The following is a 25,138-nucleotide window of genomic DNA, read 5'->3' as shown; positions in this document are numbered from 1 at the left end:
CTTTTCGCGCGGTCGCGGCGGTACAGAGGTACAGAATACATTCCTAAGGAATAAAATCATTTCTTAGGAAAATATTTTTGATTCTTTCCCGGAAGGAGTACCCCGGTGCAGACGACGGTAGGAGCAAATACTTTTTCACTTGTAATAGTTTGATTTATCAGTAGTAAGTAATAAAATATTCTCGTCGCTGTGATTCATGACATCTGATAGCACGCAGAACTGGCTCAGAGCCGCCGCTGTCTGTGCAGTCGTGGTTCTCACGCTCACAGGAAGCACGCTCGCGCCAGTCGCAACTGCAACGGCACCAGTACCGACGAACGAACGCATTACGAACGGCATCGCTTCGAGTACGGCAACTGCGAACACCGCTTCGGTGACGATTTCCGGAACGGTCACGTACCCCAACGGCTCCGTCGCCGAGAACGTCACCCTCCGGTGGATAACAGAGGACGGCGGCGAGACCGACCTCCAGCAGACCGTGACTCATCTCGACGGCTCGTACACCGCGACCTTGGAGGAGAACCGGAGCTACGAGGTCAAGCTCTGGCAGGCCGACCTCAGCGGTGTGAACGCTAGCACGCCGACCAACGTGGTCTACCCGAAGGACGGCGTGGCCGACTTTACCTCGCTCGGATGGCTCAACACCTCGACCACCGACGTGGCCCGGAACTACTCCTTCCCGGTTGGACACGTCTTGAACGTCACCGTCGAGAACGAGTCGGGCGCACCCGTCGAGGACGCGCCGGTCGGACTCCGCGACGGGACGGGTGAAACCGCCGCGTCCATCTACAGTTACCTCTACGCCGACGGCGTGCCGACCGACGCGCAGGGCCGGATGAAACACCCGCCCAACCCCGGCACCGGAATCGAGGTCAATGGGACGACCTCGGTTTCGGTCCGACCGCCCGAGAACTCCTCCTACGAAGGCAACTACACCCGCATCACTGTCGCCAGCGACCGGGACCTGACTCGGACCCTCACGAGTTCCACGTCCGACTCGACCGATACGCCCACCGTCACGGGCACGGTCCGGAACCCCGACGGCACCCCCGCCTCGAACGTCACCCTCCAATGGGAGGGTCTCGACGGGACCTCGGGCTTCGAGCAGGCAGTCACCGACGACGAGGGCCACTTCACGGCCCAAGTTGACGAACCGGGCGACTACCACCTCTCGTACTGGCAGGGCGACGTTCAGGCCGGTAACGTCACCTACCCGCGGGACGGAGTGGCCGACTTCGGCAACCTCGGCGCGGTCTCGATTTCCGGCGACCGGACCGCCAACTACACGCTTCAGGTCGGTCACGCGCTGAACGTCACCGTCGAGAACGACTCCGGCGCGCCCGTGACCGGGGCCGAGGTCGGACTCTCCGACCACCACTCGACCACCGGCGAGCGGACGTACTTCCACGGCTACCGCGACGGCGGCGTGCCGACCGACGCGCAGGCCCGGATGAAGCACCCCGAGAATCCGCTCCCCGGAATCGAGGTCAACGGTTCGGTCGGGGCCTACGTCGATGACCCGGCCGGGACCGACTACGACCACGCCTACGACGAGTACGACGTGAACGCTCCGCGAGACGAGACCCTCGTCCTGTACGAGACGACCACCGTCTCGGGGACGGTTCGGAACCCCGACGGGACTCCGGCCTCGAACGTCACGCTCGACTTCTGGACCGGCCAAGAGGACGGCCACGGCGAGCGAATCGCCACCGACGCAGACGGAACCTACACGGTCCAACTTCGGGCGGACCGGGACTACGAGGTCCAGACGTGGCAGGCCGACGTGACCGACGCGGACTCGCCGACCGAAGTTGTCTACCCGAAGGACGACGTGGCGGACTTCGCCGCGCTCGGGTGGCACAACACCACGGCGGGCAACGAGACGCGCAACTTCACGCTCCCGGTCGGTCACACCCTGAACGTCACCGTCGAGAACACCTCGGGCGCGCCAATCGAGAACTCGTCGGTCCAACTCGTTGACCGCGAGGAGGGCACGTGGGCCTCGCTCTACACCTACCTCCACGAGGACGGCGTGCCGACCGACGCGCAGGGTCGGATGACCCACCCGGCGAATCCGACCGTCGGCATCGAAGTCAACAGTTCCATCGACGTGAACGTCCATCCCCCCGAGGACACCGAGTACAAGCGCAACGACACCGAGGTGAGCGCCACCGGTGACCGCGACGTTTCGGTCACGCTCCGGCGCTCGGCCGAAGTCGAGGGTCGCTTGGTCGGCCCCGAGGGCGGCGCAATCGCCGACGCGACAGTCTACGTCGTCAACTGGTCTACCGGCGTCTTCGAGTCCACGACGACCGAGACCGGCGGAAACTTCTCGGCAATCGTGCCCGACGGCACCTACGGAATCTACGTCGATGTCGGGCGGACCGGCGACGGTATCGCCAACGCGTGGGTCTTCAAGGACGTTACCGCGTTCGGCGACACCGACCTCGGCAACGTGACGCTCCCCCGAGGGTACGCCACGACGGTCAACGTGACCGACAACGCGGGCCGACAACTCGACGCCTACACCGATGTCCGCGGCGGGAACGGCGGTTGGATATTCCAGTACGGGCACGGCCAGCAACTCGACCGGCCATCGAACACCGACACCCGGACGGTGGACCTCACCAACGGCACCCACCCGGCGACCATCCACGACTCGTGGACCCACGACGTTCTCGGAACTGGCTTCGTCACGGTCCGGGGCACCGACCGCACCACCACCTTCGGCGTCGATAGGTTCAACGGCACCCGCGTCTCCGGCGCTGTCGGAACCGCGGTGGCCCGCGACCTCCAGACGCCGACCGACGACCAGACCGCGCAGGATGTGCTGAATCAGGGCGTCAACGTCCGACTGTTCGTCCTGAACGCGACGAGCGAGACGGACCTGCACGTCGCCGAACTCCTGCCCGAGGGCTACGAACTGAACGGAACCACGGCGAACGTCTCGGCCGACGGGCCGGGCCACATCGAGAACGTGACCTACGGTAACGGCGTCCTCACCTTCGACGTGAAAGGCGAGGTCAGCGAAGTCCGGTATCGGGCCGTTCCGAACGGGACGGCCTCCTCGGAAGTCCGGTTCGCCGGTGAGTTCGGCGGCGACACGCCGACCATCGGGCAGTCCTCGCTCCCGGCAGAGGCCAACGTCTCGGTGTTCGCACCCGCCGACGGCGCTGTCGTCGGGTCCTCGATGCCGACCGTCCAGTTCGTCACGCGCCACCCCGACGCGGCCAACGTCACCGACGTCGAGTACCGCGTCGATGGCGGTTCGTGGCAGGACGTTTACGGCACCCCGGCTATCGGCGGCGCACAGCTATCCAGTCTCGCGGACGGCCAACACACCGTTACCGTGCGACTGGTGAACGAGAACGGAACCGTCGTCACCGACACCACGACGTTCACCGTGGACACGGCGTAGCGACTCCGTTCTTCGTATTTTTGCTATTTTTCGAGGAGTATCGTATCGAGGGCCGAAAAGCGGAGGGAGTGGAACTCGATGACATCGGTACCGCGTCGGATGGCACAAACGCGGGCCACGGATGACAGGCGGGCGGGCGGCTCGGTCATGGGCCATTTGGCGGCGCAACCGGACGCAACCGCAATTAACTCATTTGGTAGTACCTAGTTAGTTGTTATGGCCGTAATCCGAGTATTTTTGTCCGGACCGCGCTTTTCCCGTCCGAATCGGTCCCGGTCGCTAGTGACCGCTACTCGCGGTTCGGCACAGCGCCTTCGAGTTCGAGGAGTCGCCTCTTGAACGCCACGCCGTCGCCCGCCGAGTAGCCACCGAGCGAGTCCGCGCCGACGACGCGGTGGCAGGGCACGACCAGCGGGACCGGATTCGCGCCACAGGCCCGGCCGACGGCGACCGGTGCTGTGTCGAGGCTGGCCGCGATTTCGCCGTAGGTCCGAGTCTCGCCGTAGGGGATGTTCTGCATCGCGGCCGTGACCTCGCCTGCGAAGTCCTCGGGCAGGTCCACCGAGAGGTCGAACTCCCGGCGCTCGCCCGCGGCGTACTCCTCGACTTGCGCTCGGATTTCGGCCTCCGAGGCCGAGACGCGACTGGCGTCGAGTGCGACGGTGCGGTCGAAGATTTCGACGTTCATCGCTCGGAGGGAGGTGGAGTGGAGGCTTCTACGTTGGGGTTAGGACCGGCTAGGTATCGAGAGTAGCGCACCTACCAACCGGTTTCGGCCGGTGGACCAACCGACCGCCTCGGCGGACTGAAAGGGCGAGCGCGGTTCGCGTGTAGTTTAGTCGCCTCAGCGACCCCTATCTGAGACGAACCGAAGGTGAGTCGAAGATATGTCGCTGAGCGACCGCGAACCGCGCGAGGGCTTTCGAGACCCTTGCCGTTGCGTTCGTGGCGTGATTTGAATAGGGGCAGATAGATGTCACGACCTACTTCACATCGACCGACCGACGTTGCTCGTACTTCGGAAGCGTAATCCGAAGTTGGCCGTTCAGGTACTCGGCGTCGATTCGCTTCTCGTTCACTCGCTCGGGCAGTCGAATCGTCCGACTCACGGGACCGTGGTCGCGCACTCGCCGGACGAAACTCCCCAGCTCGGCCTCGGACCCGTCGGGGTCCACGGCGATTTGGACGCGGTTCTTTCTGGCCCGCAGGTCGATGTCCTGCTTGCGGACGCCGGGCAGGTCGGCGGTGATAACGTACTCTCCGTGTCGGTCGGCGACATCGACCCGAATCTGTGGCTTCGGCCGGGTGTCGCTCGGGCGTCGCTTTCTGGGCGTCATTCGTGGTCTCCTCCGACTCTCTGGGCAACGGCGAGCGGCGTAAGCGTTCGGTCGAAGCGTGCGTCTGTTGCCCAACTAGGGAATTGTATAGATATTCTTTAGAAATATTTTTGTTTTCTTCAGTAGCATAATATTGTCTTGAAGGAGAAAGAGAACGAGGAGGTACCGGGACCCAGCACGAGGATGAAAGGGAACCGAAAGTAACCGAGACGATGGAAAGGGACCAGAAGCTAGCTTCAGGCTTGAGCAAATGAGTCTCCGCAACCGCACCGCCACCGCTCCGCACGGCACCGCGACCGCGGGCCTCACACCTCCCCAACCTCCTCGCTCACTCCCGCCGGTCGTTCACTCGTCCCTCGCGCGATTCGGCGCGACCAGCAAGCGGTCGCGCCAGCGCGCGCCGGAATCAAAATTCAATTGGTACCAGACCGAACCCCCACATCCCGCCACGTCCCGAAGAACGCAGGTTTAAACGCGAAGACGCGCAAGCCTCGGGCATGACCGAGGACACAACCCGCCCGGACGAGACCGCCGGGTGGTTCGAGGGGGTAGCCCCCGACGACGCCGAGGCCGGCGCGGCCCGAATCCGGGAGGGCCGGGCCGACGCACCCGACGACTGGCCCGAGCGGGCGATTGCGGCCGGGTTCGCCGACGACGCCGACGACTACTACGCCAAACTGCGCGAGGCGTCGCTCACCGCCGCCAGAGAGGCCGTCGCCGAGCGAGAGCAGGCCGGCGACAAGCAACTCGTCCACGCGGTCCGGGCGATGGACGACTCTGCGGACGAGGCCAACGAACTCGCCGAGCGCGTCGCCGAGTGGGCCGGAAGCCGGTACCCTGACGCCGGGACCGGGGTGGACTACGCCCGCGAGTTGTCCGCCCGCGACCCCGAGTCGCCGACCGACGAGCGACTGATTTCGCTGGCCGAGCGGGTGGCTGACCTCGCCGACGAGGCCGACGACCTCCGGGAGTTCCTCGAACGCGAGACGCCCGAGGTCGCTCCGAACCTCTCCGCGCTGGCCGGGCCGGTCCTCGGCGCGCGACTCATCTCGCTGGCGGGCGGCCTCGAATCGCTCGCCAAGATGTCGTCGGGGACCGTGCAGGTCCTCGGCGCTGAGGACGCGCTGTTCGCGCACCTCCGGGGCCGCGCTCCCTCGCCGAAACACGGCGTCATCTTCACCCACGAGTTCGTCCGGGGAACCCACCCCGACGACCGGGGGTCGGCGGCCCGGACCCTCGCCGGAAAGCTGACCATCGCGGCCCGCATCGACCACTACTCCGGCGAGCGCAAACCCGAGTTGGACGACGAGCTACAGCGCCGGATGGACCAGATTCGCGGACGACGGAACGACGAGCAAGGAGGTGACGGCGAATGAGCGACCTGCCAGACGACCGGTCGGCCGACCTGCCCGACGGCCTCCCCGAAGGCGTTGAGCGCCGGAGCTTCGGCGACCGTAATCGCCTCGCCACCCGAGGAGAACCGGTCTACGGCGAACCCACCGACGAGGGCTGGCGGTGCTGGGACGCCGGGCGCTCGAAACTCGCCGCGATGGTCGAGTCCGGGATGGACACCGGCCTCGCGGGCAGAGAGACGGTCCTCTATCTCGGCGCGGCCAGCGGAACCACCGTGAGCCACGTCGCCGACTTCGCCGGACCGACCTACGCCGTGGAGTTCGCTCCTCGGCCGGTCCGGGATTTGGTCGGCGTCGCCGAGGACCGCAAAAACCTGTTCCCCCTGCTGAAGGACGCTCGCCGACCCGACACCTACGCGCACGTCGTGGAGGCCGAGGTGGACGCCATCGTCCAAGACGTTGCGACCCGCGGTCAGGCCCGCGTGGCGGTCGAAAACAGCCGGTTCCTCCGGGACGACGGGCGACTGCTGGCGGCCATCAAGGCCCGGAGCGAGGACGTGACCAGAGACCCCGAAGACGTGTTCGAGGACGCGCTGGCGGACCTCCGCGAATCCTACGAGGTGCTTGAGACCGAACGCCTCGAACCGTACCACGACGACCACCTCGGCGTCGTCGCCCGGCCGAGGTAGGTTCTGGCACGCTCCGGCGACTGGGCCTGCCGGGTTCGGAACTATTTATACGCCGGATTTCGAAATTCCGGGAAATGGACTCGGGTTCGGCTGCAAGCTTCGAGGAGATGGGCACGCTGGGCATCGAGGAGGAGTTTTACGTAGTAGACGACCGCGGGGTCCCCACCGCGGGAACCGACGAACTCGTCTACGAGCGCGACCCGCCCGAGATACTCGAGGAACGACTCGACCACGAACTGTTCAAGTGCGTCATCGAGACCCAGACGCCGAAAATCGAGCGTCCGGGAGACGCCCGCGAGAACCTGCTGGCGGTCCGGAACGCCTTGGTGGACCACGCCGAGGCCGGTGGGTTCCAAATCGCGGCGGCGGGCCTCCACCCCGGCGCGAAGTGGCGCGAACTGGAACACGCCGAGAAGGAACGCTACCGCGCCCAACTGGAGCGGATTCAGTACCCACAGCACCGCAACACCACCGCGGGCCTCCACGTCCACGTCGGGGTTGACGACGCCGACAAGGCGGTCTGGATTGCCAACGAGATTCGGTGGTACATCCCCGTGATGCTCGCCCTCTCGGCCAACTCGCCCTACTGGAACGGCTTCGACACCGGCCTCCAGTCGGCCCGCGCCAAGATTTTCGAGGCCCTGCCGAACACCGGGATGCCGACCTGCTTCGACTCCTACGACGACTTCGCGGACTTCGAGGCGACCATGCTTCGCTCCGACTCCATCGCCGACCGGGGCGAACTCTGGTACGACGTGCGACCCCACACCGGCCTCGGCACCGTCGAGGTCCGGACCCCCGACGGGCAGGCGAATCCCGACCGCGTGATGGCGTTCGTGGAGTACACCCACGCGCTGGTCGAGGACCTGTCTGCGAGGTACGACGACGGCGAGGAGGGCTATCGACACCGCCGGGAACTGTTGGACGAGAACAAGTGGCGCGCGCTCCGCTACGGCCACGACGCCGGGTTCATCCGGCGGGACCGCGAGGGCGAAATCGGCCTCGGCGAGGTCGTAGACCGCGAGTGTGAGCGACTGGGCGTCTCGGGAATCCGGGACATCTACGAGGCCGAGAGCGGCGCGACCCGCCAGCGCCGGATTCGAGACGACGAGGGCGTGGGTGCCCTCTACGAGTCACTGCTCCTCGAACGCCGGTAGGCCGCGAGCGTCCGGCGGTTCGCCGACATCGACGAAGCCCGAGAGCGCGTCGTTTCCGGCCGTAAGCAAGGTTTTTACTCGCGGACAGCTTTTGTCCTCGTAGAGAGGACATGTCCGGGGAAAATTCAGACGACGACGAAATCGACGTGAGCGTCGAGGACGATACCGTCGAGGAGTCCGAAATCGACGACGTAGACGACGACGTAACCGTCGAGGAGGAGTTGGAGGTCGAAGACGACGGCGACGTGACCGAGGAGGTCACAGTCGAGGTGGCCGGCGACAAGGCCCTCTCGGTCGAGCAGGAGGTCGAAGACCCGGAGCGCGACCGCATCTCGAAGGGCCGCGAGCGCCTCGAGGAGGAGGCCGACCGGGCAGTGGACCAGTTCGACCAAGGCATCGTGGACCTGCTGTCGTGGGTGCTGGACACCGAGACGCGGGCGCGAATCTACGTCTACCTTCGCCAGCATCCCCACAGCACCAGCGAGGAGATAGCCGAGGGGACCGGTCTGTACCCCTCGACGGTTCGGGAGTCGCTGGCAGAACTCCACGACGAGGAGAAGGTCCAGCGCCGAAAGCGCGAGAGCGAGGGGGCCGGGAACAACCCCTACGAGTACACTGCCATCGCGCCGAGCGAACTGGTCGGCGGCATCGTCGGGCAGGTCCAAGACGAACTCAACACGGTGTTCAACCTCGACACGCACCTCGAATCCGACGACCGGTCGGACCGGACCGACGCTGTCGAGACCACCGAACCGGTCAGCATCCGGGTCGAGGAGCGCGAATCGGACGATTCGACCACGGAGTCGGGCGAAACCGACGAATCCGGCGAGTCCGACGACGAGTAAAATTCAGCGAATCGGCCGCTATTCCGAAGGCACTAAGCCGCGGGGAACCCTTCGCGGGGGTATGAGGGTTGCCTTGGGCGGGACGTTCGACCCGGTCCACGACGGCCACCGGGCGCTGTTCGAGCGTGCGTTTCAGGTCGGCGACGTGACGGTCGGACTGACCAGCGACGAACTCGCACCGAAGACGCGCCACGAGGACCGGTACGTTCGCCCGTTCGAGGAGCGAAAAGCCGACTTGGAGGCCATTCTCGCCGAGTTCGCCGACGAGTACGACCGCGAGTTCGAGGTCCGCGAGTTGACCGAACCGACCGGCATCGCCACCGAACCGCAGTTCGACGCGCTGGTGGTCTCGCCCGAGACGACCGACGGTGCCGAGCGCATCAACGAAATTCGAGACGAGCGCGGATTCGACCCGCTCGAAGTCGAAATCGTGCCCCACGTCGAGGCCGAGGACGGCGACATCATCTCCAGCACGCGAATCGTCAAGGGCGAAATCGACGAACACGGGAACCTGACCCCCGAGCGCGACGGCCGAGACGCCGAACGCTGAGACGACTCGACTGCTGGTTTCTCCAGACTGCTGTCCTTTTCCACTGGAAGTGAGGAGCGCCGGCGGTCCTCGGGGGCACTCGGTGACACTTTCCACGAGGACGCGCTCGGTGGAGCAATTGCGTCTGGGTGGATGAAGGGGCCGCCCGGTCGCGGGTCACGCGAGCGAAGCGAGTGTGACCCGCGACCGGCGGGGGCTTCAAAAAGACACCACTCCAGCGATTCTGCGGTTCGCGGTCGCAGTTCTACCGAGACCAATCCCGATTACTGCACCGTTTCCAGTACCTCACCAAGACGGCGGTTCCAAACCCGCTTCCCGAAGCAGTTCCTTCCAGCGTTGCTGAATCGTCAGTCGCGCGACCCCCACGGCCTCCGCAACCTCGCTCTGGGACCGCTGGTCGCCCTCGATGAGCGACCCGGCGTAGAGGCTGGCCGCCGCGACGGCCCGCCGGGAGTCGGCGTCCCGGTCGCTTGGGTCGTCCCACTCGGAGACGGTCGAGAGGAACAGGTCGGTCGCTCGGGAACGGGCCTCGGTCCCGAGTGCTAACCGGTCGGCGGACTCCTCGATTTCGGCCAGCCAACGCTCGTTTTCCACGTGGTCGCGTGCCCGATACACGAAATTTGGTTGCGTCTGGGGTTACATAAGTATCTCGGGGATGCTTGAGAGAATCGCGCTATAAATCTCTATTTGGTCCTCGCGTTTTTCGATGACGACGAGTGCGGACAGCAGAACTCTTGGGTGCTGTCCTCTTGAAGCCCCCTTCACCCAACCCACGGTGGTTCGGCCGGGCGGGCGCTCCGGTGGTCTGGTCCTTCTTGCGTCTTAGGCAAATGTACATGTATTGTAAGGAAACAATTTCAATTCCCTACTGATTGTTTTGGTTTCTCTGGTCGCCGTAGTAGCATCTGACCGTACCGCGTGCCCACCCGGCGCGGGTCTCGCAGAGAACGACAGTTTCTTATCGGCCTCGCCGGAATTGGGGGATGCGCGCGGGTTGCCAAGCCAGGCCAACGGCGTAGCGCTTAGGACGCTATCCCGTAGGGGTCCGCCGGTTCGAATCCGGTCCCGCGCATTTTCCACGTATACATTTTCCACGTCGAGAAAATCCACCAACCATCTGCCATCTATTCTGTCCTTCCCGGAGCAACGCCATGCAGTCCCCGGAACGTCACTCGGACCCGAACAGACGGGTTGGCGACATATGTCCCCACAAACCTTTTCTCCGGTCGCTGAGTCGTTTCGGGTAATGGCTGACGTGAGCGAACTGTTGGTGGACGTGACCGACGATGCGGACGCCGTCTTTTTGTTCTCCCCGAGCGGTTCCTACTACGACCGCTACGCGGACCTCGACGCGGAGGTGGACCTCGTTGTCGTCGGCCCCGAGAACTCGGTGGGGGCCGACTCGTTCGTGGAACTCCCGCTGGAGTTCGACAACGTTCACGAGCGAATCCGGTTCGGCGTCGAAGGCGCGATGGAACAGGGACTGGTCGAGGACGGCGACGTGGTCGTCTGCGCGGTCGGCATGTTCGAGGACAGCATCGACACCGTGACCAGAGCGCAGGCCAGCGACTCGATGCACTCGGGGGTCTACGACCTGTTCGCCAACTCGCGGGCCGACCCCGGCGTCATCCGGGACGTGTTCGAGGTCGCAATCGAGTTGGGTCAGAAGGGCCAGAAGGGCAAACCGGTCGGCGCGCTGTTCGTCGTCGGCGACGCCGGGAAAGTGATGAACAAGTCCCGGCCCCTCAGCTACAACCCCTTCGAGAAGTCCCACGTCCACGTCGGCGACCCCATCGTGAACGTGATGCTCAAGGAGTTCTCGCGCCTCGACGGCGCGTTCGTCATCTCCGACGCGGGCAAAATCGTCTCGGCCTACCGCTACCTCGAACCCTCCGCCGAGGGCGTGGACATCCCGAAGGGACTGGGCGCGCGCCACATGGCCGCCGGGGCAATCACCCGCGAGACGAACGCCACCGCCATCGTCCTCTCGGAGAGCGACGGACTGGTCCGGGCGTTCAAGGGTGGTGAACTGGTTCTGGAACTCGACCCGGAGGAGTACTGATGGCCCTCGCGCAGGTCGATTTCTCGGTCCTCCTCCGAGACCAGTTCCAGTTCGTCCTCGCCCTCCTCATCCTCGTCGTCGGTGGGGTCGGCGGCCACGTCATCGGCCGACTCAATCGGCGACTTCTGACCGCGGCAGGGGTCCCCGAGGCAGTCGAGCGCACCCCCTTCGAGCGCACGGCCCAGAGTCTGGGAACCGATACTGTCTCGCTGGTCTCGCGTCTGAGTTCGTGGTTCATCTACGGCGTGGTGGTCCTCATCGCGCTGAACGTCGCGGAACTGCTGAACGCCCGCCTGTTCTGGAACGGCGTGCTAACCTTTATCCCCGACCTGTTCATCGCCATCCTCGTGTTCATCGTCGGGTTCGTGGTCGCCGACAAGGCCGAGTTGGTGGTCGGCGAGCGCCTGCGGTCGGTCAAACTCCCCGAGGTCGGTCTCATCCCGCGACTGGTCAAGTACACCATCGTCTACCTCGCGGCGCTGGTCGCGCTCGGGCAACTCGGCGTGGCCGTCGTGGCCCTCCTCATCCTGCTGGGGGCCTACGCCTTCGCCATCATCCTGCTCGGCGCGGTGGCGCTCCGGGACCTCCTGCGCTCGTCGGCGGCGGGAGTCTACCTCCTGCTCAACCAGCCCTACGGCATCGGCGACGAGGTCCGGGTCGGCGAGGACAGGGGCATCGTCCAAGAGGTTGACGTGTTCGTCACGCGCATCGAGAACGACGGCGAGGAGTACATCATTCCGAACAGCCGGGTGTTCGAGCAGGGCGTCGTCCGGATTCGGGAGTAGGATGCCGGGAACCCCAGACCCCGTCTTGGGAAGTGACGCGCTGACGCTCGCTGTCGCCTGCTTCGTCGGCGCGCTCGTTGCGACCGTTCCCTACGGTTTCCGAGAGTCGCTCCCTCGTCCGGCCCTCCTCGCGGTCGGCGGCGGCGCGGTTTACGCCGTCTTCTGTCTCGCGGTCTGGGCCGGTGCGCGACTGGCGACGGTGGGCTTTCCACCGGCGGCCGCCGACCGGCCTGCAACTCTCGCGGTCGTGGTGGTCCTGAACGCGCTCGTCATCGGCGCGCAGGTCGCGGTTCCCTACTACCTCTACGCCCGGTTTCGGTTCGTCGCGCCCCTCGTCGGTGCGTTCGCCGCCACGGTCGCCGTGCTGGTCCTCTTTCTCGGCGTCGGGGGCGAGACCGACCCCATCGCGCTCTACCCCCTCCTGTTCGGTCCCCTCCTCGTCGCGGCTATCTGTCTCCTCGGACTCGCGGAGTTCGGCGTCCGGCGATTCCTGCTGGCTGGCTGAACAGACAGACGAGGGTTAGTCCGGCGACTCGTCGCTTCCCATCGGTTTCGCTGGCACCCCTGCGACGGTCTCACCGGGTGGCACGTCCTGCGTGACCAGCGAGTTGGCGGCCACGCTCGCGCCCTCGCCGATTTCGACGCCCGGCAGGATGATGGCCCCCGCGCCTATCATCGCGCGTTCGCCGATTCGGACCTCGCCGGTCCGGTACTCGTCCTGTAGGAACTCGTGGCACAGGATGGTCGCGTCGTAGCCGATGATGGCGTGGTCCTCGACCGTGACGAGTTCGGGCCAGAACACGTCCGGAGTGGATTCGAGGCCCCACGAGACGCCCTCGCCGACTGTCACGCCGATGCTCCGCAGGAGGAGAGTCTTCAGTTGCAGACTCGGCGAGATGCGCGCGAGGACGATGACGGCGTAGTTCAACGCGACGCGGAGGGGATGCTTGGCCCGCGTCCACGACTGGAGGGAGTTGCCCGGTCCCGGCGTGGCGTGGTGGGCGATTCGGTCGTGGCGTGAGGTCTCCTCGGCGTCGGAACCGTCTCGCTCGTCGGGAGTATCCCGGTCTCGGGGGTCGTCCGTTTCGTCGGGCACGGACTGAGTTTGGGCGGGTTCGGCCTTGAAAGTAGCTAGTCAGACCGCCTCGTCTCGGGCATCTCACTCGGAAGCGTTGGCCTCGATGACCTCAAAGTAGGGGTCCAAGTCCTCGGCGAGTTCAGTCAGTTCGACCTCGCCGGCCATCGGGTCGTACTCGGCGACGTTCGCGTCCTCCAACCGGGGGAGGTGGGCGTGGTGCAACATCGCCGCGGTTCGCTCGCGCCGGTCTTCGGAGATGTCTCGTGGGTCCGCGTTCTCCCCGCGGGCCGCGGTCTCCTCGGCCAACTCGTCCAATTCTACCGTGCCGTCGGCCTCACGGAGGACGCCGATAGCACGCCGACGCTGGCCGTCCCCCAAGAGGTCGAACACTTGGTCGGTCGTCAGCGAATCGGCGGGCGGGTCTTCGGAGGAGGCGTCGTCGCTCAGGGACATGCCCGGCGAAACGGCCAGAAGTGGGTTTGTTATGAATCGCCTGCACGGGCGGTAGGCAGACCCTGAACAGCGGTAACCGTCGCTTAGCCTACCTTACTCGCCCTGCTCGCCGCGAAGCTCTGCCATGTGGTCGATGCGCTTTTGCACGAGGTCGGATTTGCCGATGTCGTGGCGCACGTCCAGACCCTCCTCGCCGGCGACGGCGAGGGCGTCCTCGGCGATTTCTTCGGCGTCGGCGATGGAGTCGGCGACACCCACGACGGCGAACGCTCGGGAGGTGGTCGTGTAGATGCCGTCGTCGCGTTCGTCCACGCTGGCGTAGAACAGGAGGGCGTCGCCCGCGCTGTCCTCGTCCACTTCGACTTTCGCGCCTGCGGTGGGATTCTCGGGGTAGCCCTCGGGGACCGCGTACTTGCAGACGGTCGCCTTCGGGGCGAAGGAGAGTTCCGGCAGGTCGCCGTCGCGCGCGCCGGTCAACACGTCGAGGAGGTCGGTGTTCAGGACGGGCAGGGTGTTCATGGCCTCGGGGTCGCCGAAGCGAGCGTTGAACTCCACGACCTTCACGCCCTCGGCGGTCAGCATGAACTGGCCGTAGAGGACGCCCTTGTAGTCGCCCAAGGCCTCGACGGTGGCTTCGAGGACCGAGACGGCCTCGTGGTAGTCGTCCTCGGACATGAACGGCAGGGCGAGGCCCGAGTCGCTGTAGCTTCCCATGCCGCCGGTGTTCGGCCCCTCGTCGCCCTCGTAGGCCCGCTTGTGGTCCTGCACCGCCGGGGTGACGCGCAGGTCGCCGTCGGCGACGAAGGCTTGGACCGTGAACTCCTCGCCGACCAGTCGCTCCTCCAAGACCACCCGGTCGTAGTCGGAGTTCCGGAGGTACTCCTTGGCCTCCTCGGGGGTCACTTGGTCGCCGATGACGCGGACGCCCTTACCGCCGGTGAGTCCGGCGGGTTTGACCGCCAAGTCGCCGTCGTAGTCGTCGATGAACTCGCAGGCAGACTCCATGTCGTCGAAGGTCTCGAAGTCCGGACACCCCGGAACGTCGTGTTCGCGCATGAACCGGCGCTGGTAGGCCTTGTCGGTCTCGATGCGGGCCTCGGCCTCGTTCGGGCCGAAGGCGTAGATGCCGGCGTCGTCCAGCGCGTCGGCGACTCCCCCAGCGAGCGGGCCTTCCGGGCCGACGACTGCGAGCGTCGCGCCGACCTCCTCGGCGTAGGAGACGACCGCGGTGGGGTTCTCGGTCTCCAGCGTCTCGAAGCCCTCGGCGATGGCTGAAATGCCGGGGTTGCGGTTTCCGGCGCAGGCGTAGAGGTCCGCGTCGCTCTCCGCCAGCGCCCGAGCAATCGCGTGTTCGCGGCCGCCGCCGCCGACCAACAGGACTGTTTCGCTCATGCCCGGAGAAAGTAGGCACGGGAGTGTAAAGGTTGCTCTTATCGCTGTCGAAAGTATGCAAGAATGTGGTTCGGCGGAGATTTCTCGCGGGCGAAACGGCGCGAAACGGCGCGATTCAGGCGGCGTCCTCGGCCAGCACTTTCCGGAGCGAGACGGCCAACTCCTCGAAACTCTGGATGTCCATGCTGTCGGTGGTCAGCAGGACGCCGTGGTCCCCGACGATGACTCGACTGACGAACCCGTCGGAGAACACCCGGACGGTGAACTCGTATTCGCCGATGTCGGGTTCGGAGTCGGCCTCCTCGTGGAGTTCGCGGTAGGTCTCCTGCGACCCGAACCCGAGTCGCTCGTTGTCCACGAACCGGCCTTTGACCCGGCGCGTGCGCTCCGGGTCGCCGCCGTAGAGGTCCGACCGGGTGTAGAGAACGTCGAACTCCTCGGGCGTGAAGTAGACGATGGTTCGGAGCGTGTCGCCGAGCGCGGTCCGGGCAGTGCTGACGAGGCTGTCGCTGAGGGATTCAGAGATGTCTGTTCTGGTCATACGACTGTCCTAGGTGGCGACGGAGCATCAAGCTACCTAGCAGTTCGATAGGAGAACGACTAACTTCATATTTCTTTCTCATATGTTTATATATACTAAAGCAACCTCTGTATTTCCGCCACCTAGCGACCGGAGAACTATCTTCCGCGAAGTGGTATCATCCCGCATGACAAAGTTCACCGGCGCGTGGACCGAGGAGGAAGTCGAATCGTACCTCCGGGACGCCGCGATTCCCATTCGCCTCGCGTGCCACCGGCCCGACGAGTCGCTCTGGATGGTCGCACTGTGGTACCGCTACCGGAACGGCACCTTCGAGTGTTCGACGTGGGCCGAGGCCGACGTAGTGCGGTACCTACGCAACGACTCGGAAATCGCCTTCGAGGTGTCGTCCAACCACCCGCCCTACCGGGGCGTGCGGGGCAACGGTTCAACCAGTCTCGCCGAGGACGAAGGCAAGGCGGTCCTCCGGGACCTGCTGGAGCGGTACCTCGGGGGCACCGATTCCGAACTGGCGAGGTGGCTCCTCTCGGAGGACCGCGAGGAGGTCCGCATCCGGGTCAACCCCCGCCGGGTCTACAGTTGGGACTACACCGACCGGATGCAGGGAGTCGCCACCGGGGAATAGACCCTTTCGGAGCGTGGGCGCTCGGCCGACTCACCGCCGAGGGTTCGCTCGGTGAACCAAGCCACCGGCGAACGCTCGATTGAGCGACCGCACGGGCGGGATGAAGGGGCCGGCCGGTCGCGGTCACGCGAACGAAGTGAGTGTGACCTTGGAAGACGCGGTTTGTCTTCCAGCGTTTACTGTAGTCGCTGGTCGGCCTCTATCCGGGCCGGGTAGTGCGGAGAGGCCCGGATATGCCGGCCAGCGACCGCGACCGTCCGGGGGCTTCAAAAGATATCACCGTGGCGATTCTACAGTTCACGGTTGTACCGAGGCTTGCTTCTCCCCCTACTCCTCCAAAACGCAATTCCGAAAACCCGACCGCTCCAACCACAATCCGAATGTACGAGGTCGAAGTCAAGGTCCCGGCCGACCACGACGAGGTCCGCGAACGCCTCGCCGAACTCGGGGCCGAACCCGTGAACGAAGTCACCCAAGAGGACACCTACTACGACGCGCCCCACCGCGAGTTCGCCGAGACCGACGAGGCCCTGCGCGTCCGCCGCGAGACCCCTGCAGACGCCGAGGAGTTCGCCGAACTCACCTACAAGGGGCCGCTCGTGGAGGCCGAGTCGAAGACCCGCGAGGAGATAGAGACCGTGGTCGAGGAGGGCGAAGCGACCGGAAATCTCCTCGCGGCGCTCGGGTTCGACCCCGCCGCGACGGTCCGCAAGGAGCGCGAGCGGTTCCTCCTCGACGGCTACACCGTCACCCTCGACGCGGTGGATGGTCTGGGCGAGTTCGTGGAGGTCGAGACCGAAGTAGAAGGCGAAAGCGAGGTCGAATCCGCCCGCGAGAAGGCCTACAGCGTGCTTCGGGACCTCGGTCTCGACCCCGACGAGCAGATTCGGACCTCGTATCTGGGACTGCTCCTCGAAGCGTCTGAGGAGTAGCCGAGCTAGTTTGTCGGTCCGAGTCCAGCGACTCCTAAATCGAAGTTGCGTCATCTGACAGGTGCCGGAGGAAGGGTCTCGAAAGCCCCTGCCCGGCACTTGGTTTCAGGGTCTGCGTCCGAAATATCGGCCGAATTTTCCGGGAAACCAGATAACCGGAGGTTATCGCCGATACCCCACTTCGTTTCCGCAAGTTATAGAATCCGTGACCGGATAGGACAGGGTAATGACCGAACGGAACATCCAAGTCGAACCTATCCACCGACCGGCAGTCGAAGACCAAGAAATCGAAATCGTTGAGCGAAAGGGCCTCGGCCACCCCGACTCCATCTGCGACGGCATCGCCGAGCGCGTCTCGCAGGCGCTCGCCAACGCCTACCTCGACCGAGTGGGTAAGGTTCTGCACTACAACACCGACGAGACCCAACTCGTCGCCGGACGCGCGGACCCCGAGTTCGGCGGCGGCGAGATGATAGAACCCATCTACCTCCTCATCGTCGGGCGCGCGACCAAGGAGTACGAGGGCGAGACCATCCCCACCGAGACCATCGCGCTGAAGGCCGCCCGCGAGTACCTCGGCGAACACTTCCCCGAACTCGACTTCGGCACCGACATCATCGTAGACGTGAAACTCGGCGAGGGGAGCGGCGACCTCAAGGAGGTCTTCGGCGAGGACGGCGTGACGGTCCCGATGGCCAACGACACGAGTTTCGGCGTCGGCCACGCGCCCCTGACCGAAACCGAGCGCATCGTCCTGAACGCCGAGCGACGACTCAACGGCGAGTTCGCCGACGACAATCCCGCGCTGGGACAGGACGTGAAAATCATGGGCAAGCGCGAGGCCGACTCCATCGACATCACCGTCGCCGCCGCCCTCATCGACAAGTACATCGAGGACCGCGCCGACTACGACGACACCATCGAGGCCATCCGGGAGTTCGTCCGCGACGTGGCCCACGAGTACACCGACCGCGACGTGAGCGTCTACGTCAACACCGCCGACGGCGAGGGCGAGTCCGAGGAGAACATCTATCTCACCACCACGGGCACCAGCGCCGAGATGGGCGACGACGGCTCTGTCGGCCGGGGCAACCGGTCGAACGGTCTCATCACGCCCAACCGCTCGATGTCGATGGAAGCCACGTCGGGCAAGAACCCCGTCAACCACATCGGGAAGATTTACAACCTGCTGGGCACCGAAATCGCCGAGTCGGTCGTCGCCGAGGTGGACGGGATTCGTGACCTCCGGATTCGTCTCCTCTCCCAAATCGGCCGGCCCATCGACGAACCCCACGTGGCCGACGCGCAGGTCGTCACCGAGGAGGGCGTCGAGATTTCGGACATCGAGGCCGACGTGGTGGACATCGTGGACCGCGAACTCGCCGACGTGACCTCCATCACCGAGCGCGTCATCGACGGCGAACTCACGACGTTCTGAACGCTCCGCGCCGGATTTCTCTCTTTTCCTCGCTTCGGGTTCGCAATCGAACTTGAATCGGGTTCGTGATGGTTTCCGAGGCGGTTTTCCCGTCTCCACGGGAGATGGTTTTCCCGCCTCGCAACCGAAGGCTGTTTTCCCATCTCCATGGGAGATGGTTTTCCCGCCTCGCAACCGAAGGCTGTTTTCCCATCTCCACGGGAGATGGTTTTCCCGCCTCGCAACCGAAGGCTGTTTTCCCATCTCCACGGGAGATGGTTTTCCCGCCTCGCAACCGAAGGCTGTTTTCCCATCTCCACGGGAGATGGTTTTCCCGCCTCGCAACCGAAGGCTGTTTTCCCATCTCCACGGGAGACGGTTTTCCCGCCTCGCAACCGAAGGCCGTTTATTCCCGTCACGTCTACCCCCGGATATGCGACCCCCCGGAGCCGAGACGGTCCTCGTCCGCCACGCCGACATCGGCGTCAAGAGCGGCAAAGTCCAAGCCGAGATGGAGCGACGGCTCCGGGACAACATCGAAGCCATCGTCCGCGACCGGAACATCGACGCCGAGGTCGAACGCCGCTGGTCGCGGATACTCCTCCACGCGGATTCGGAATCGGTCGATGCCGCGACCGAGGCCGCGGCCGACACTTTCGGCGTCCGGTCGGCGAGTCCCGCCGTCGTGGTCTCGCCCGAGAAGCAGGCCATCGTGGACGCGCTGGCCCGGACCGCTCGGGCCTACGCCGACGCCGAGGACAACGAAGACCATCCTTTGAGAAACAAAAACAATTCTAACGGAAACGAGAACGATGCCGAGAGCGTGCTGGGCGACACCTTCGCCGTCCGCGCTCGCCGGGCCGGCAACGCCGACGCCCACCCGTTCACCAGCGAGGACTTGGAGCGCGACGGCGGCGCGGCGGTCTTCGAGGAGTTGCCCGACCCCGAGGTGGACCTGACCAATCCCGACACCACCTTCTCGGTCGAGTGCCGGAAGAACGAGGCGTTCGTCTACACCGAACAGCGCGACGGTCCCGGCGGCCTGCCCCTCGGGAGTCAGGCCAAGGTCGTCGCGCTCGTCTCGGGCGGCATCGACTCGCCCGTCTCCGCGTGGGAGGTCATGAAACGCGGCGCACCCATCGTGCCGGTCTATCTCGAACTCGGCGACTACGGCGGTCCCGACCACGAGGCCCGCGCGATGGAGACGGTCCGCCGCCTCGCCGAGTTCGCGCCCAACTACGACATGCGCGTCCGGAAGGTGCCCGCCGGCGACGTGATGGACCTCCTCGGCGAGGAGGTCGGCCCGGCCAGAATGTTGGTCTATCGCCGGTTCATGTACCGCGTCGCCGAGCATATCGCCCGGAAGGAGGACGCCACCGGCATCGTGACCGGCGAGGCCATCGGCCAGAAGTCGTCCCAGACCGCCCGGAATCTGGGCGTCACCAGTATGGCAACCGAGATGCCGATTCTGCGCCCCCTGTTGACGATGGACAAGACCGACATCACCCAGCGCGCCCGGCGAATCGGGACCTTCCGGGACTCGACGATTCCCGCGGGGTGCAACCGAATCGCGCCCGACTACCCCGAGACCAACGCCACGGCCGAAATCGTGGACAACGCCCAACCCGAGGGCCTCTACGAGCGGGCGAAGGAGGCCGCCGACAACGCGACCATCGTGGACATCTGAGGAAGCAGTCGGCGAAACCGTTTTCTTCGCGTCCGTCGCGCTTCCGGTCGGGACTGGGGAAGATGACCGCACACACCAGACGAGCAGTTCTCACCGCACTCGGGAGCGCCGCGGCGGGGTGGCCCGCGCTCCGACGAGAGACGCGAACCGCCACCGCCGAGCCAGACGCTTTCGGCGCGTTGCTGACCGGCGCGAACGAGCGCCCGCCGGTCCAGACCGATGCCCTCGGATTCGCAGTCTTCAGCGTCGGTCCCGACGAGGAGCGAATCGACTACTGGCTCGTCGTCGCCGGCATCGAGGACGTGGACGAGGCCCACATCCACAAGGGACCGCCCGACCTGAACGGCAACGTCGTGGCGTACCTGTTCGGGCCAGCACCGGAGCCTGTCTCGAAGACCGGCCTGCTGTCGTCGGGCGCGCTGAACGACGACGAGATGATTTGGCCCCTGACCGACGCGGCCGAGATGGCCGACCAGATGCACGACGAGAACGTCTACGTCAACGTCCACACGACCGCCCATCCATCGGGAGAGATTCGAGGCCAGATTCGTTCGCTAGACACCTGAATCGCCGCGGAACGAAATCGCTTTAGGACGTAGGGACCACCGAACAGGTGTGACTCGGGTGTGTCTCGTCGGTTCCGAGGACGTGGACTTGCGCGCCGAACTCGTCTCGCGGGAGACTGCCCGCGAGGCGCTGGCGACCTACGACCTCCGGGAGCAGTACCGAAACTCGCTGTCGGCCGAGACCATCAGCCTCGGCTCTGCGGTGGCACTGCTGAACGACCTGAACTGGTACCTCGTGCGGTTCACCGACGACGCGCTGGTGCTGGAACCCAGCGTGAGCGACGACGAGTGGCTCTCACGGGACCTCGCCGAGGCGGTCCGGGACGGCGCAATCGACCCCGCCGAGACCGGAGAATATCTCAAAGTCTACGGCCTGACCGAGGAGAAAGAACTGGTCGAACCGATGTACCTGACCCGGCGCGACGGCGAAATTCCGGCCTACGACCTCCGAGACGTGAAAGACACCGTGGTCGTCCGCGTGACCGAATCCGAGTTCGGCGGCTAAGTCGGACTCACGCTGTTCTCTGCACCACCAATCGCCACCCGACCAGACCGAAGACTGCGAGGAGCAACCCGGTTCCGGCGAGACCGACTCGCAGATGGCGGGTCGGTGCGACGTGGGCCACCTGTATCCCGGCCAGCGGCGGGGCGAACGCGAACAGCGCGACTGCGCCCCGAGCAACCGCGTCGCCGACAAGACCGGCGGCCACGAGCGCCAATCCGCCGGCGAGCGCGCAACCGACCGCGACCACCGGGCCGAGGACGACCCACGCGCCGAAGGGGTTGACCAGCGATTTCTGGACAGTGAAGAACGCCAGCGTCGGGAGGGAGGCCGCTGTCGTCAGGACGACGCCGTGGACGCCGACCACCGCCAGCACCGACTCGACGGTCGCTCGGTCGGCGTCGTGGTCCAATTCGGTCGCGGTCGTGACGCTCCCGAACTGCCAGCCGTGAACGAGGACCGAGGCCAGCGAGAAGCCCAGAATCGCGCCGAACAGGCCAACCAGATACGGTCCCTGATAGAGCGCCATCACGAGGCCGGCGGCGTGGGGCCACGCGAGACCGGGGTAGAACTCGCCCGCGGTGGCCCGGACCGCTGTCCGGGTCGTCGGCGTGAGGGTACCGGGGTCGAACGCGGTCGAGACCACGAGTCCGGCGGCCACGAGGCCGCCGCCGACCGACCACAGGTAGAGTCGCCAGCGAGTCACCAATCGTCGGGTCAGCGTCTCGTCCATCGTCCGACCAATCGCCGTTCCGAAATGTAGGTGTTTCCGGTTCGGTCCGGGATTAGACCTCGGTCTCGGCGACGTGTTCCGCAAGGTCGTGGACCGCCTCGCGGAGCGCCGACAGACCGTCGCCGGCGTCGGGCCACGAGAAGCAGACCCACTCGCGGTACTCGCCCTCGTCGTGACGCTCGGGCCGGTTCTTCCGCCGGGGGTCAGCCACCGGCGCAGAATCGAGCGCCCGGTCGGAGAGACCGGTCTCGACTTCCACGAGGCCGCGGAACTGGGGCGCGTCGTCCACGTCGGTCCGCTGAATCTCGCACTTGCGGCCCTTGTACGTCCATCGCTTCGCAGTCTGCCAGAGTATCATCGGAAAGGCTCTGGCTACGTCGAATCGAGGGACAACAAGTACTTTTTGGTGTCCGGTTCCCGGCCGAAATAATCGTGAGAGACGGCTGACGGGAGGTCGCGGAGATACCGAGCAAACATAACTCAAAAGTTCCCTAGAATAGGAACTCAGTTGCGAAGGAACGAATAGTATTGCTTCTGGGCTTAGTCGAACATCCCGGTCGAGAGGTAGCGCTCGCCGCTGTCGGGGAAGACCGTCACGACCAGCGGGCAGTCGTCGTAGCCGTCGAGCGAAGAAGACGGCCAGAGGAGTTCACAGAAATCGGCGGGTGAGTTTTCGTCTACGGAAACAAAGATTTAAGCGGCGATTAGGGCTGTGAACAGACGTATGGATGTTGGACTTGTGAGTTGTTCGAGTTCGAAGACAGATGAAGCGAGCCAACCGAGGGACCTCTACATGGAATCCATACTTTTCGAGAAAGCCCGTCGGTATTGTGCGGAGTTTCACGATACGTGGTACATTCTCTCGGCGAAACACGGATTACTGAAGCCAGATGGTCCCGCGATAGAACCGTACGACCTCGCCCTCTCGGACCTCGACGCCGAAGAACGGCGTGAATGGGGTGCCGACGTTGCGACGGAACTCCGTCAGCAGAACGTGACCAACGAGCGACTCGTGATTCACGCCGGGAAGGACTACTACGAACCGCTGTTGGCTGGTCTCGGCGAGGTCGAACACGAGTTACCGACCGAAGGACTTCGATACGGTGAATCGCTTTCGTGGTACAACGACCAGATGGAGGACCTATGACTCGGCGAGCCGACCTCGATAGATTCTACGATTTGCTTTCCGAACTCCACGAGCGGGTTGACGGGTACCGGTATCTGGCGAACTCGACCGGGCATATGGATTGGCCCGAGCGAGGAGTGTATTTCTTCTTTGCTCGTGAATCGACTCGTGCCGACGACGACCAACGACGGGTATCCAGAGTCGGTACCCACGCTGTTTCGACCGGAAGCGGGACGAAGCTATGGGACCGCCTTCGCGGCCACAGGGGAACGTTCAGCGGTGGTCACGAAGACGGTGGAAACCACCGAGGCTCCGTCTTTCGGCTTCGAATCGGGGAAGCACTTATCGAACGTGAAGGGCTGACCAACGAGTATTCCTATTGGGGAGAGGGGTCGAGTGCCCCGAAAGACGGTCTGCGGGACGAAGAATACGACATGGAGAAGCGAGTGAGTTTCTACGTTCGTGGAATGCCGTTACTTTGGGTGGACGTGAACGACGAACCGGGTCCGGATAGCGACCGTGCGTACATCGAACAGAATGCGATAGCACTTTTGAGCAACTATCAGCAGAACTCGCTCGACGCCCGCGATACGGGATGGTTGGGGAAGGATAGTCCGAGTGCAGAAATTCGTCGGTCCGGTTTGTGGAACGTGAACCACGTCGGAGAGAGCTACGACCCGAAATTTTTGGACGTACTCGAAGACTACGTTGCCGAAATGGGGGACTAGTCGAACATCCCGGTCGAGAGGTACCGCTCGCCGCTGTCGGGGAAGACCGTGACGACCAGCGGGCAGTCGTCGTAACCGTCGAGCGCGCCGCCGTCGGACTGGACCTCTGCGGGTGTTCCGGCAGAGGACTCCCCGCCGTCCGAGGCCAGTTCGTCCGCGAGGTCCCCGAGGTTCTCGGGCGCTTCGGGGCAGTTGAGTTCGGGTCGGGCGATGCGCTCGGCGACCCGGCGGGCGGCGACCGAGGCCGCGCCCGACGACTGGCCGACCAGAATGCCCTCCTCGTGGGCGAGTCTGCGGGCCTCGTCCTCGGCGTCCTCCAGCGCGACGGTCTCCACCGAATCCAACAAGTCCGTCTCCAGCAGGTCGCTGACGAACCCCGGTCCCATCCCCTGATAGTCGTCGTCGCCGATAGAGTGGGCCTCGTCCGACTCGTCCGCCAATTCCTTCGTGAGGACCGCGCTCCGCTCGGGTTCGACCGCGACGACCTCCATGTCGGGGAACTCCTCGCGGAGTCGGGAGGCCGTGCCGGTGATGGTGCCGCCGGTGCCGACGCCCGCGACGAAGGCGTCGATTTCCCGCCCTTCGACCTGTTCGAGAATCTCCTCGGCCGTGGTCCGGTAGTGGGCCTCGGCGTTCGCGGGGTTCTCGAACTGGCTCATCTGGACCGCGCCGTCCTCCTCGGCGATGCGGTCGGCGCGCCGGCGGGCCGACTCCATCTCGCCCTCGACCAGTTCGAGGTCCGCGCCGTAGGCTTTCAGCAGTTTCCGGCGCTCGGGCGACTTCGATTCGGGCATCACGATGGTCAGGTCGTAGCCCCGTGCCGCAGACGCGACGGCGAGGCCGATGCCGGTGTTGCCGCTGGTCGGTTCCACCAGTCGGTCGCCGGGGGAAATCTCGCCTGCGCGTTCGGCGGCGGCTATCATCTCGCGGGCCGGTCGGTCCTTGGCCGACCCGCCGGGGTTGAACCCCTCGATTTTGGCCGCGATGGTCGCTCCCTCGGGTGAAGCGACTTTCACGAGAGGAGACCCCACCGCGTCGAGGATAGAGTCTTGCATTACCTGCGAATAAGCACGGACCGTATAAACGAATGACGGCTTGGGGCAGGATATGCCGGATGTTTTCGGGACGAGTCGGGGGTCGGTCGTCAACTCGTAACTGGCGCG

At 65.0% G+C, this 25,138-nt stretch carries 27 protein-coding genes and 1 tRNA gene; 18 read left to right on the top strand and 10 right to left on the bottom strand.

Annotated features, from left to right (window positions below; translation table 11 throughout):
• Nucleotides 1-196 precede the first annotated feature (196 nt).
• The gene (locus tag P2T57_RS04505) at nucleotides 197-3,418 is read left to right on the top strand and encodes a hypothetical protein (protein WP_276301286.1); all 3,222 of its coding nucleotides are present in this window, start codon (nucleotides 197-199) and stop codon (nucleotides 3,416-3,418) included.
• 289 nt (nucleotides 3,419-3,707) lie between these two features.
• Here the strand turns inward: P2T57_RS04505 and P2T57_RS04500 are convergent, their stop codons facing one another.
• Together P2T57_RS04500 and P2T57_RS04495 are read right to left on the bottom strand one after the other, a co-directional pair.
• Nucleotides 3,708-4,106: a methylated-DNA--[protein]-cysteine S-methyltransferase gene (locus P2T57_RS04500; protein WP_276301285.1), complete on the bottom strand. Its 399-nt coding sequence runs from the start codon at nucleotides 4,104-4,106 to the stop codon at nucleotides 3,708-3,710.
• Between the two features lie 295 nt (nucleotides 4,107-4,401).
• Nucleotides 4,402-4,755, bottom strand: a complete 354-nt coding sequence (locus P2T57_RS04495; RefSeq protein ID WP_276301284.1) for an Hsp20/alpha crystallin family protein — start codon at nucleotides 4,753-4,755, stop codon at nucleotides 4,402-4,404.
• A gap of 497 nt (nucleotides 4,756-5,252) precedes the next feature.
• Here P2T57_RS04495 and P2T57_RS04490 point away from each other — a divergent pair, with 497 nt between their 5' ends.
• The 5 genes from P2T57_RS04490 to P2T57_RS04470 all read left to right on the top strand — a co-directional run bounded on the left by P2T57_RS04490 (nucleotide 5,253) and on the right by P2T57_RS04470 (nucleotide 9,348).
• Nucleotides 5,253-6,131 (top strand): NOP5/NOP56 family protein, encoded by an 879-nt coding sequence (locus tag P2T57_RS04490; protein ID WP_276301283.1) that lies wholly within the window; start codon nucleotides 5,253-5,255, stop codon nucleotides 6,129-6,131.
• Entirely contained in the window at nucleotides 6,128-6,796 is a 669-nt protein-coding gene (locus P2T57_RS04485; protein ID WP_276301282.1) for a fibrillarin-like rRNA/tRNA 2'-O-methyltransferase, read from the top strand. Before P2T57_RS04490 ends, P2T57_RS04485 begins: the two co-directional genes overlap by 4 nt.
• 74 nt (nucleotides 6,797-6,870) lie before the next feature.
• A complete protein-coding gene (locus P2T57_RS04480) occupies nucleotides 6,871-7,953 on the top strand; it encodes a glutamate--cysteine ligase (protein ID WP_276301281.1) in 1,083 nt (360 codons plus the stop codon).
• A 269-nt stretch (nucleotides 7,954-8,222) separates the two neighbouring features.
• Nucleotides 8,223-8,798: a helix-turn-helix domain-containing protein gene (locus P2T57_RS04475; protein WP_420028525.1), complete on the top strand. Its 576-nt coding sequence runs from the start codon at nucleotides 8,223-8,225 to the stop codon at nucleotides 8,796-8,798.
• A gap of 61 nt (nucleotides 8,799-8,859) precedes the next feature.
• Nucleotides 8,860-9,348, top strand: coding sequence for a phosphopantetheine adenylyltransferase (locus P2T57_RS04470; protein ID WP_276301280.1), 489 nt, complete (start codon nucleotides 8,860-8,862; stop codon nucleotides 9,346-9,348).
• Between the two features lie 285 nt (nucleotides 9,349-9,633).
• Here P2T57_RS04470 and P2T57_RS04465 read toward each other — a convergent pair whose 3' ends face one another.
• On the bottom strand, nucleotides 9,634-9,963 hold the full coding sequence (locus P2T57_RS04465) for a cyclin family protein (RefSeq protein ID WP_276301279.1): 330 nt from the start codon (nucleotides 9,961-9,963) through the stop codon (nucleotides 9,634-9,636).
• Between the two features lie 372 nt (nucleotides 9,964-10,335).
• On the opposite strand from P2T57_RS04465, the gene P2T57_RS04460 reads away from it, so the two are divergent.
• The 4 genes from P2T57_RS04460 to P2T57_RS04445 all read left to right on the top strand — a co-directional run bounded on the left by P2T57_RS04460 (nucleotide 10,336) and on the right by P2T57_RS04445 (nucleotide 12,700).
• Nucleotides 10,336-10,420: transfer RNA gene (locus P2T57_RS04460), tRNA-Leu, on the top strand.
• A gap of 174 nt (nucleotides 10,421-10,594) precedes the next feature.
• Entirely contained in the window at nucleotides 10,595-11,410 is an 816-nt protein-coding gene (gene dacZ / locus P2T57_RS04455; RefSeq protein WP_276301278.1) for a diadenylate cyclase DacZ, read from the top strand.
• Nucleotides 11,410-12,195: a mechanosensitive ion channel domain-containing protein gene (locus P2T57_RS04450; RefSeq protein ID WP_276301277.1), complete on the top strand. Its 786-nt coding sequence runs from the start codon at nucleotides 11,410-11,412 to the stop codon at nucleotides 12,193-12,195. Before dacZ ends, P2T57_RS04450 begins: the two co-directional genes overlap by 1 nt.
• A 1-nt stretch (nucleotide 12,196) precedes the next feature.
• On the top strand, nucleotides 12,197-12,700 hold the full coding sequence (locus tag P2T57_RS04445; protein ID WP_276301276.1) for a hypothetical protein: 504 nt from the start codon (nucleotides 12,197-12,199) through the stop codon (nucleotides 12,698-12,700).
• Between the two features lie 15 nt (nucleotides 12,701-12,715).
• Here the strand turns inward: P2T57_RS04445 and P2T57_RS04440 are convergent, their stop codons facing one another.
• From P2T57_RS04440 to P2T57_RS04425, 4 genes are all read right to left on the bottom strand, one after another.
• Nucleotides 12,716-13,201 carry an acyltransferase gene (locus tag P2T57_RS04440; RefSeq protein ID WP_276302080.1) on the bottom strand — a complete coding sequence of 162 codons (486 nt, stop codon included), beginning with the start codon at nucleotides 13,199-13,201 and terminating at the stop codon, nucleotides 12,716-12,718.
• 153 nt (nucleotides 13,202-13,354) lie between these two features.
• Nucleotides 13,355-13,726, bottom strand: coding sequence for a DUF7344 domain-containing protein (locus P2T57_RS04435; RefSeq protein ID WP_276301275.1), 372 nt, complete (start codon nucleotides 13,724-13,726; stop codon nucleotides 13,355-13,357).
• 93 nt (nucleotides 13,727-13,819) lie between these two features.
• Entirely contained in the window at nucleotides 13,820-15,118 is a 1,299-nt protein-coding gene (gene purD, locus P2T57_RS04430; RefSeq protein WP_276301274.1) for a phosphoribosylamine--glycine ligase, read from the bottom strand.
• 115 nt (nucleotides 15,119-15,233) lie between these two features.
• On the bottom strand, nucleotides 15,234-15,659 hold the full coding sequence (locus P2T57_RS04425) for a DUF7522 family protein (RefSeq protein ID WP_276301273.1): 426 nt from the start codon (nucleotides 15,657-15,659) through the stop codon (nucleotides 15,234-15,236).
• Nucleotides 15,660-15,825: 166 nt separating this feature from the next.
• Here P2T57_RS04425 and P2T57_RS04420 point away from each other — a divergent pair, with 166 nt between their 5' ends.
• The 6 genes from P2T57_RS04420 to P2T57_RS04395 all read left to right on the top strand — a co-directional run bounded on the left by P2T57_RS04420 (nucleotide 15,826) and on the right by P2T57_RS04395 (nucleotide 21,391).
• Nucleotides 15,826-16,284 (top strand): pyridoxamine 5'-phosphate oxidase family protein, encoded by a 459-nt coding sequence (locus tag P2T57_RS04420; protein ID WP_276301272.1) that lies wholly within the window; start codon nucleotides 15,826-15,828, stop codon nucleotides 16,282-16,284.
• Nucleotides 16,285-16,664: 380 nt separating this feature from the next.
• Nucleotides 16,665-17,216, top strand: coding sequence for a class IV adenylate cyclase (gene cyaB, locus P2T57_RS04415; protein WP_276301271.1), 552 nt, complete (start codon nucleotides 16,665-16,667; stop codon nucleotides 17,214-17,216).
• A 226-nt stretch (nucleotides 17,217-17,442) separates the two neighbouring features.
• Nucleotides 17,443-18,654 (top strand): methionine adenosyltransferase, encoded by a 1,212-nt coding sequence (locus tag P2T57_RS04410; protein ID WP_276301270.1) that lies wholly within the window; start codon nucleotides 17,443-17,445, stop codon nucleotides 18,652-18,654.
• A gap of 412 nt (nucleotides 18,655-19,066) precedes the next feature.
• A complete protein-coding gene (locus P2T57_RS04405) occupies nucleotides 19,067-20,320 on the top strand; it encodes a tRNA sulfurtransferase (RefSeq protein ID WP_276301269.1) in 1,254 nt (417 codons plus the stop codon).
• A gap of 62 nt (nucleotides 20,321-20,382) precedes the next feature.
• Nucleotides 20,383-20,886: a CHRD domain-containing protein gene (locus P2T57_RS04400; protein WP_276301268.1), complete on the top strand. Its 504-nt coding sequence runs from the start codon at nucleotides 20,383-20,385 to the stop codon at nucleotides 20,884-20,886.
• A 49-nt stretch (nucleotides 20,887-20,935) separates the two neighbouring features.
• Nucleotides 20,936-21,391 carry a DUF5804 family protein gene (locus tag P2T57_RS04395; RefSeq protein ID WP_276301267.1) on the top strand — a complete coding sequence of 152 codons (456 nt, stop codon included), beginning with the start codon at nucleotides 20,936-20,938 and terminating at the stop codon, nucleotides 21,389-21,391.
• Between the two features lie 7 nt (nucleotides 21,392-21,398).
• Here the strand turns inward: P2T57_RS04395 and P2T57_RS04390 are convergent, their stop codons facing one another.
• Both P2T57_RS04390 and P2T57_RS04385 read right to left on the bottom strand, forming a co-directional pair.
• On the bottom strand, nucleotides 21,399-22,121 hold the full coding sequence (locus tag P2T57_RS04390; RefSeq protein WP_276301266.1) for a hypothetical protein: 723 nt from the start codon (nucleotides 22,119-22,121) through the stop codon (nucleotides 21,399-21,401).
• A gap of 52 nt (nucleotides 22,122-22,173) precedes the next feature.
• Nucleotides 22,174-22,479: a hypothetical protein gene (locus P2T57_RS04385; protein ID WP_276301265.1), complete on the bottom strand. Its 306-nt coding sequence runs from the start codon at nucleotides 22,477-22,479 to the stop codon at nucleotides 22,174-22,176.
• Between the two features lie 366 nt (nucleotides 22,480-22,845).
• Between P2T57_RS04385 and P2T57_RS04380 the strand changes: the two genes are divergently transcribed.
• Together P2T57_RS04380 and P2T57_RS04375 are read left to right on the top strand one after the other, a co-directional pair.
• Nucleotides 22,846-23,268: a DUF6884 domain-containing protein gene (locus P2T57_RS04380; protein WP_337250811.1), complete on the top strand. Its 423-nt coding sequence runs from the start codon at nucleotides 22,846-22,848 to the stop codon at nucleotides 23,266-23,268.
• Nucleotides 23,265-23,975 carry a GIY-YIG domain-containing protein gene (locus P2T57_RS04375; RefSeq protein ID WP_420028524.1) on the top strand — a complete coding sequence of 237 codons (711 nt, stop codon included), beginning with the start codon at nucleotides 23,265-23,267 and terminating at the stop codon, nucleotides 23,973-23,975. The genes P2T57_RS04380 and P2T57_RS04375 overlap by 4 nt, the downstream gene beginning before the upstream one ends.
• On the opposite strand, the gene P2T57_RS04370 is transcribed toward P2T57_RS04375, so the two are convergent.
• Nucleotides 23,972-25,030 carry a PLP-dependent cysteine synthase family protein gene (locus P2T57_RS04370; RefSeq protein ID WP_276301262.1) on the bottom strand — a complete coding sequence of 353 codons (1,059 nt, stop codon included), beginning with the start codon at nucleotides 25,028-25,030 and terminating at the stop codon, nucleotides 23,972-23,974. The two genes, P2T57_RS04375 and P2T57_RS04370, sit on opposite strands and share 4 nt — an antisense overlap.
• Nucleotides 25,031-25,138: the final 108 nt, after the last annotated feature.

The organism is Halorussus lipolyticus, assembly GCF_029338375.1.
Lineage (GTDB): Archaea > Halobacteriota > Halobacteria > Halobacteriales > Haladaptataceae > Halorussus > Halorussus lipolyticus.
This window is presented reverse-complemented; position numbering and strand designations above follow the sequence as displayed.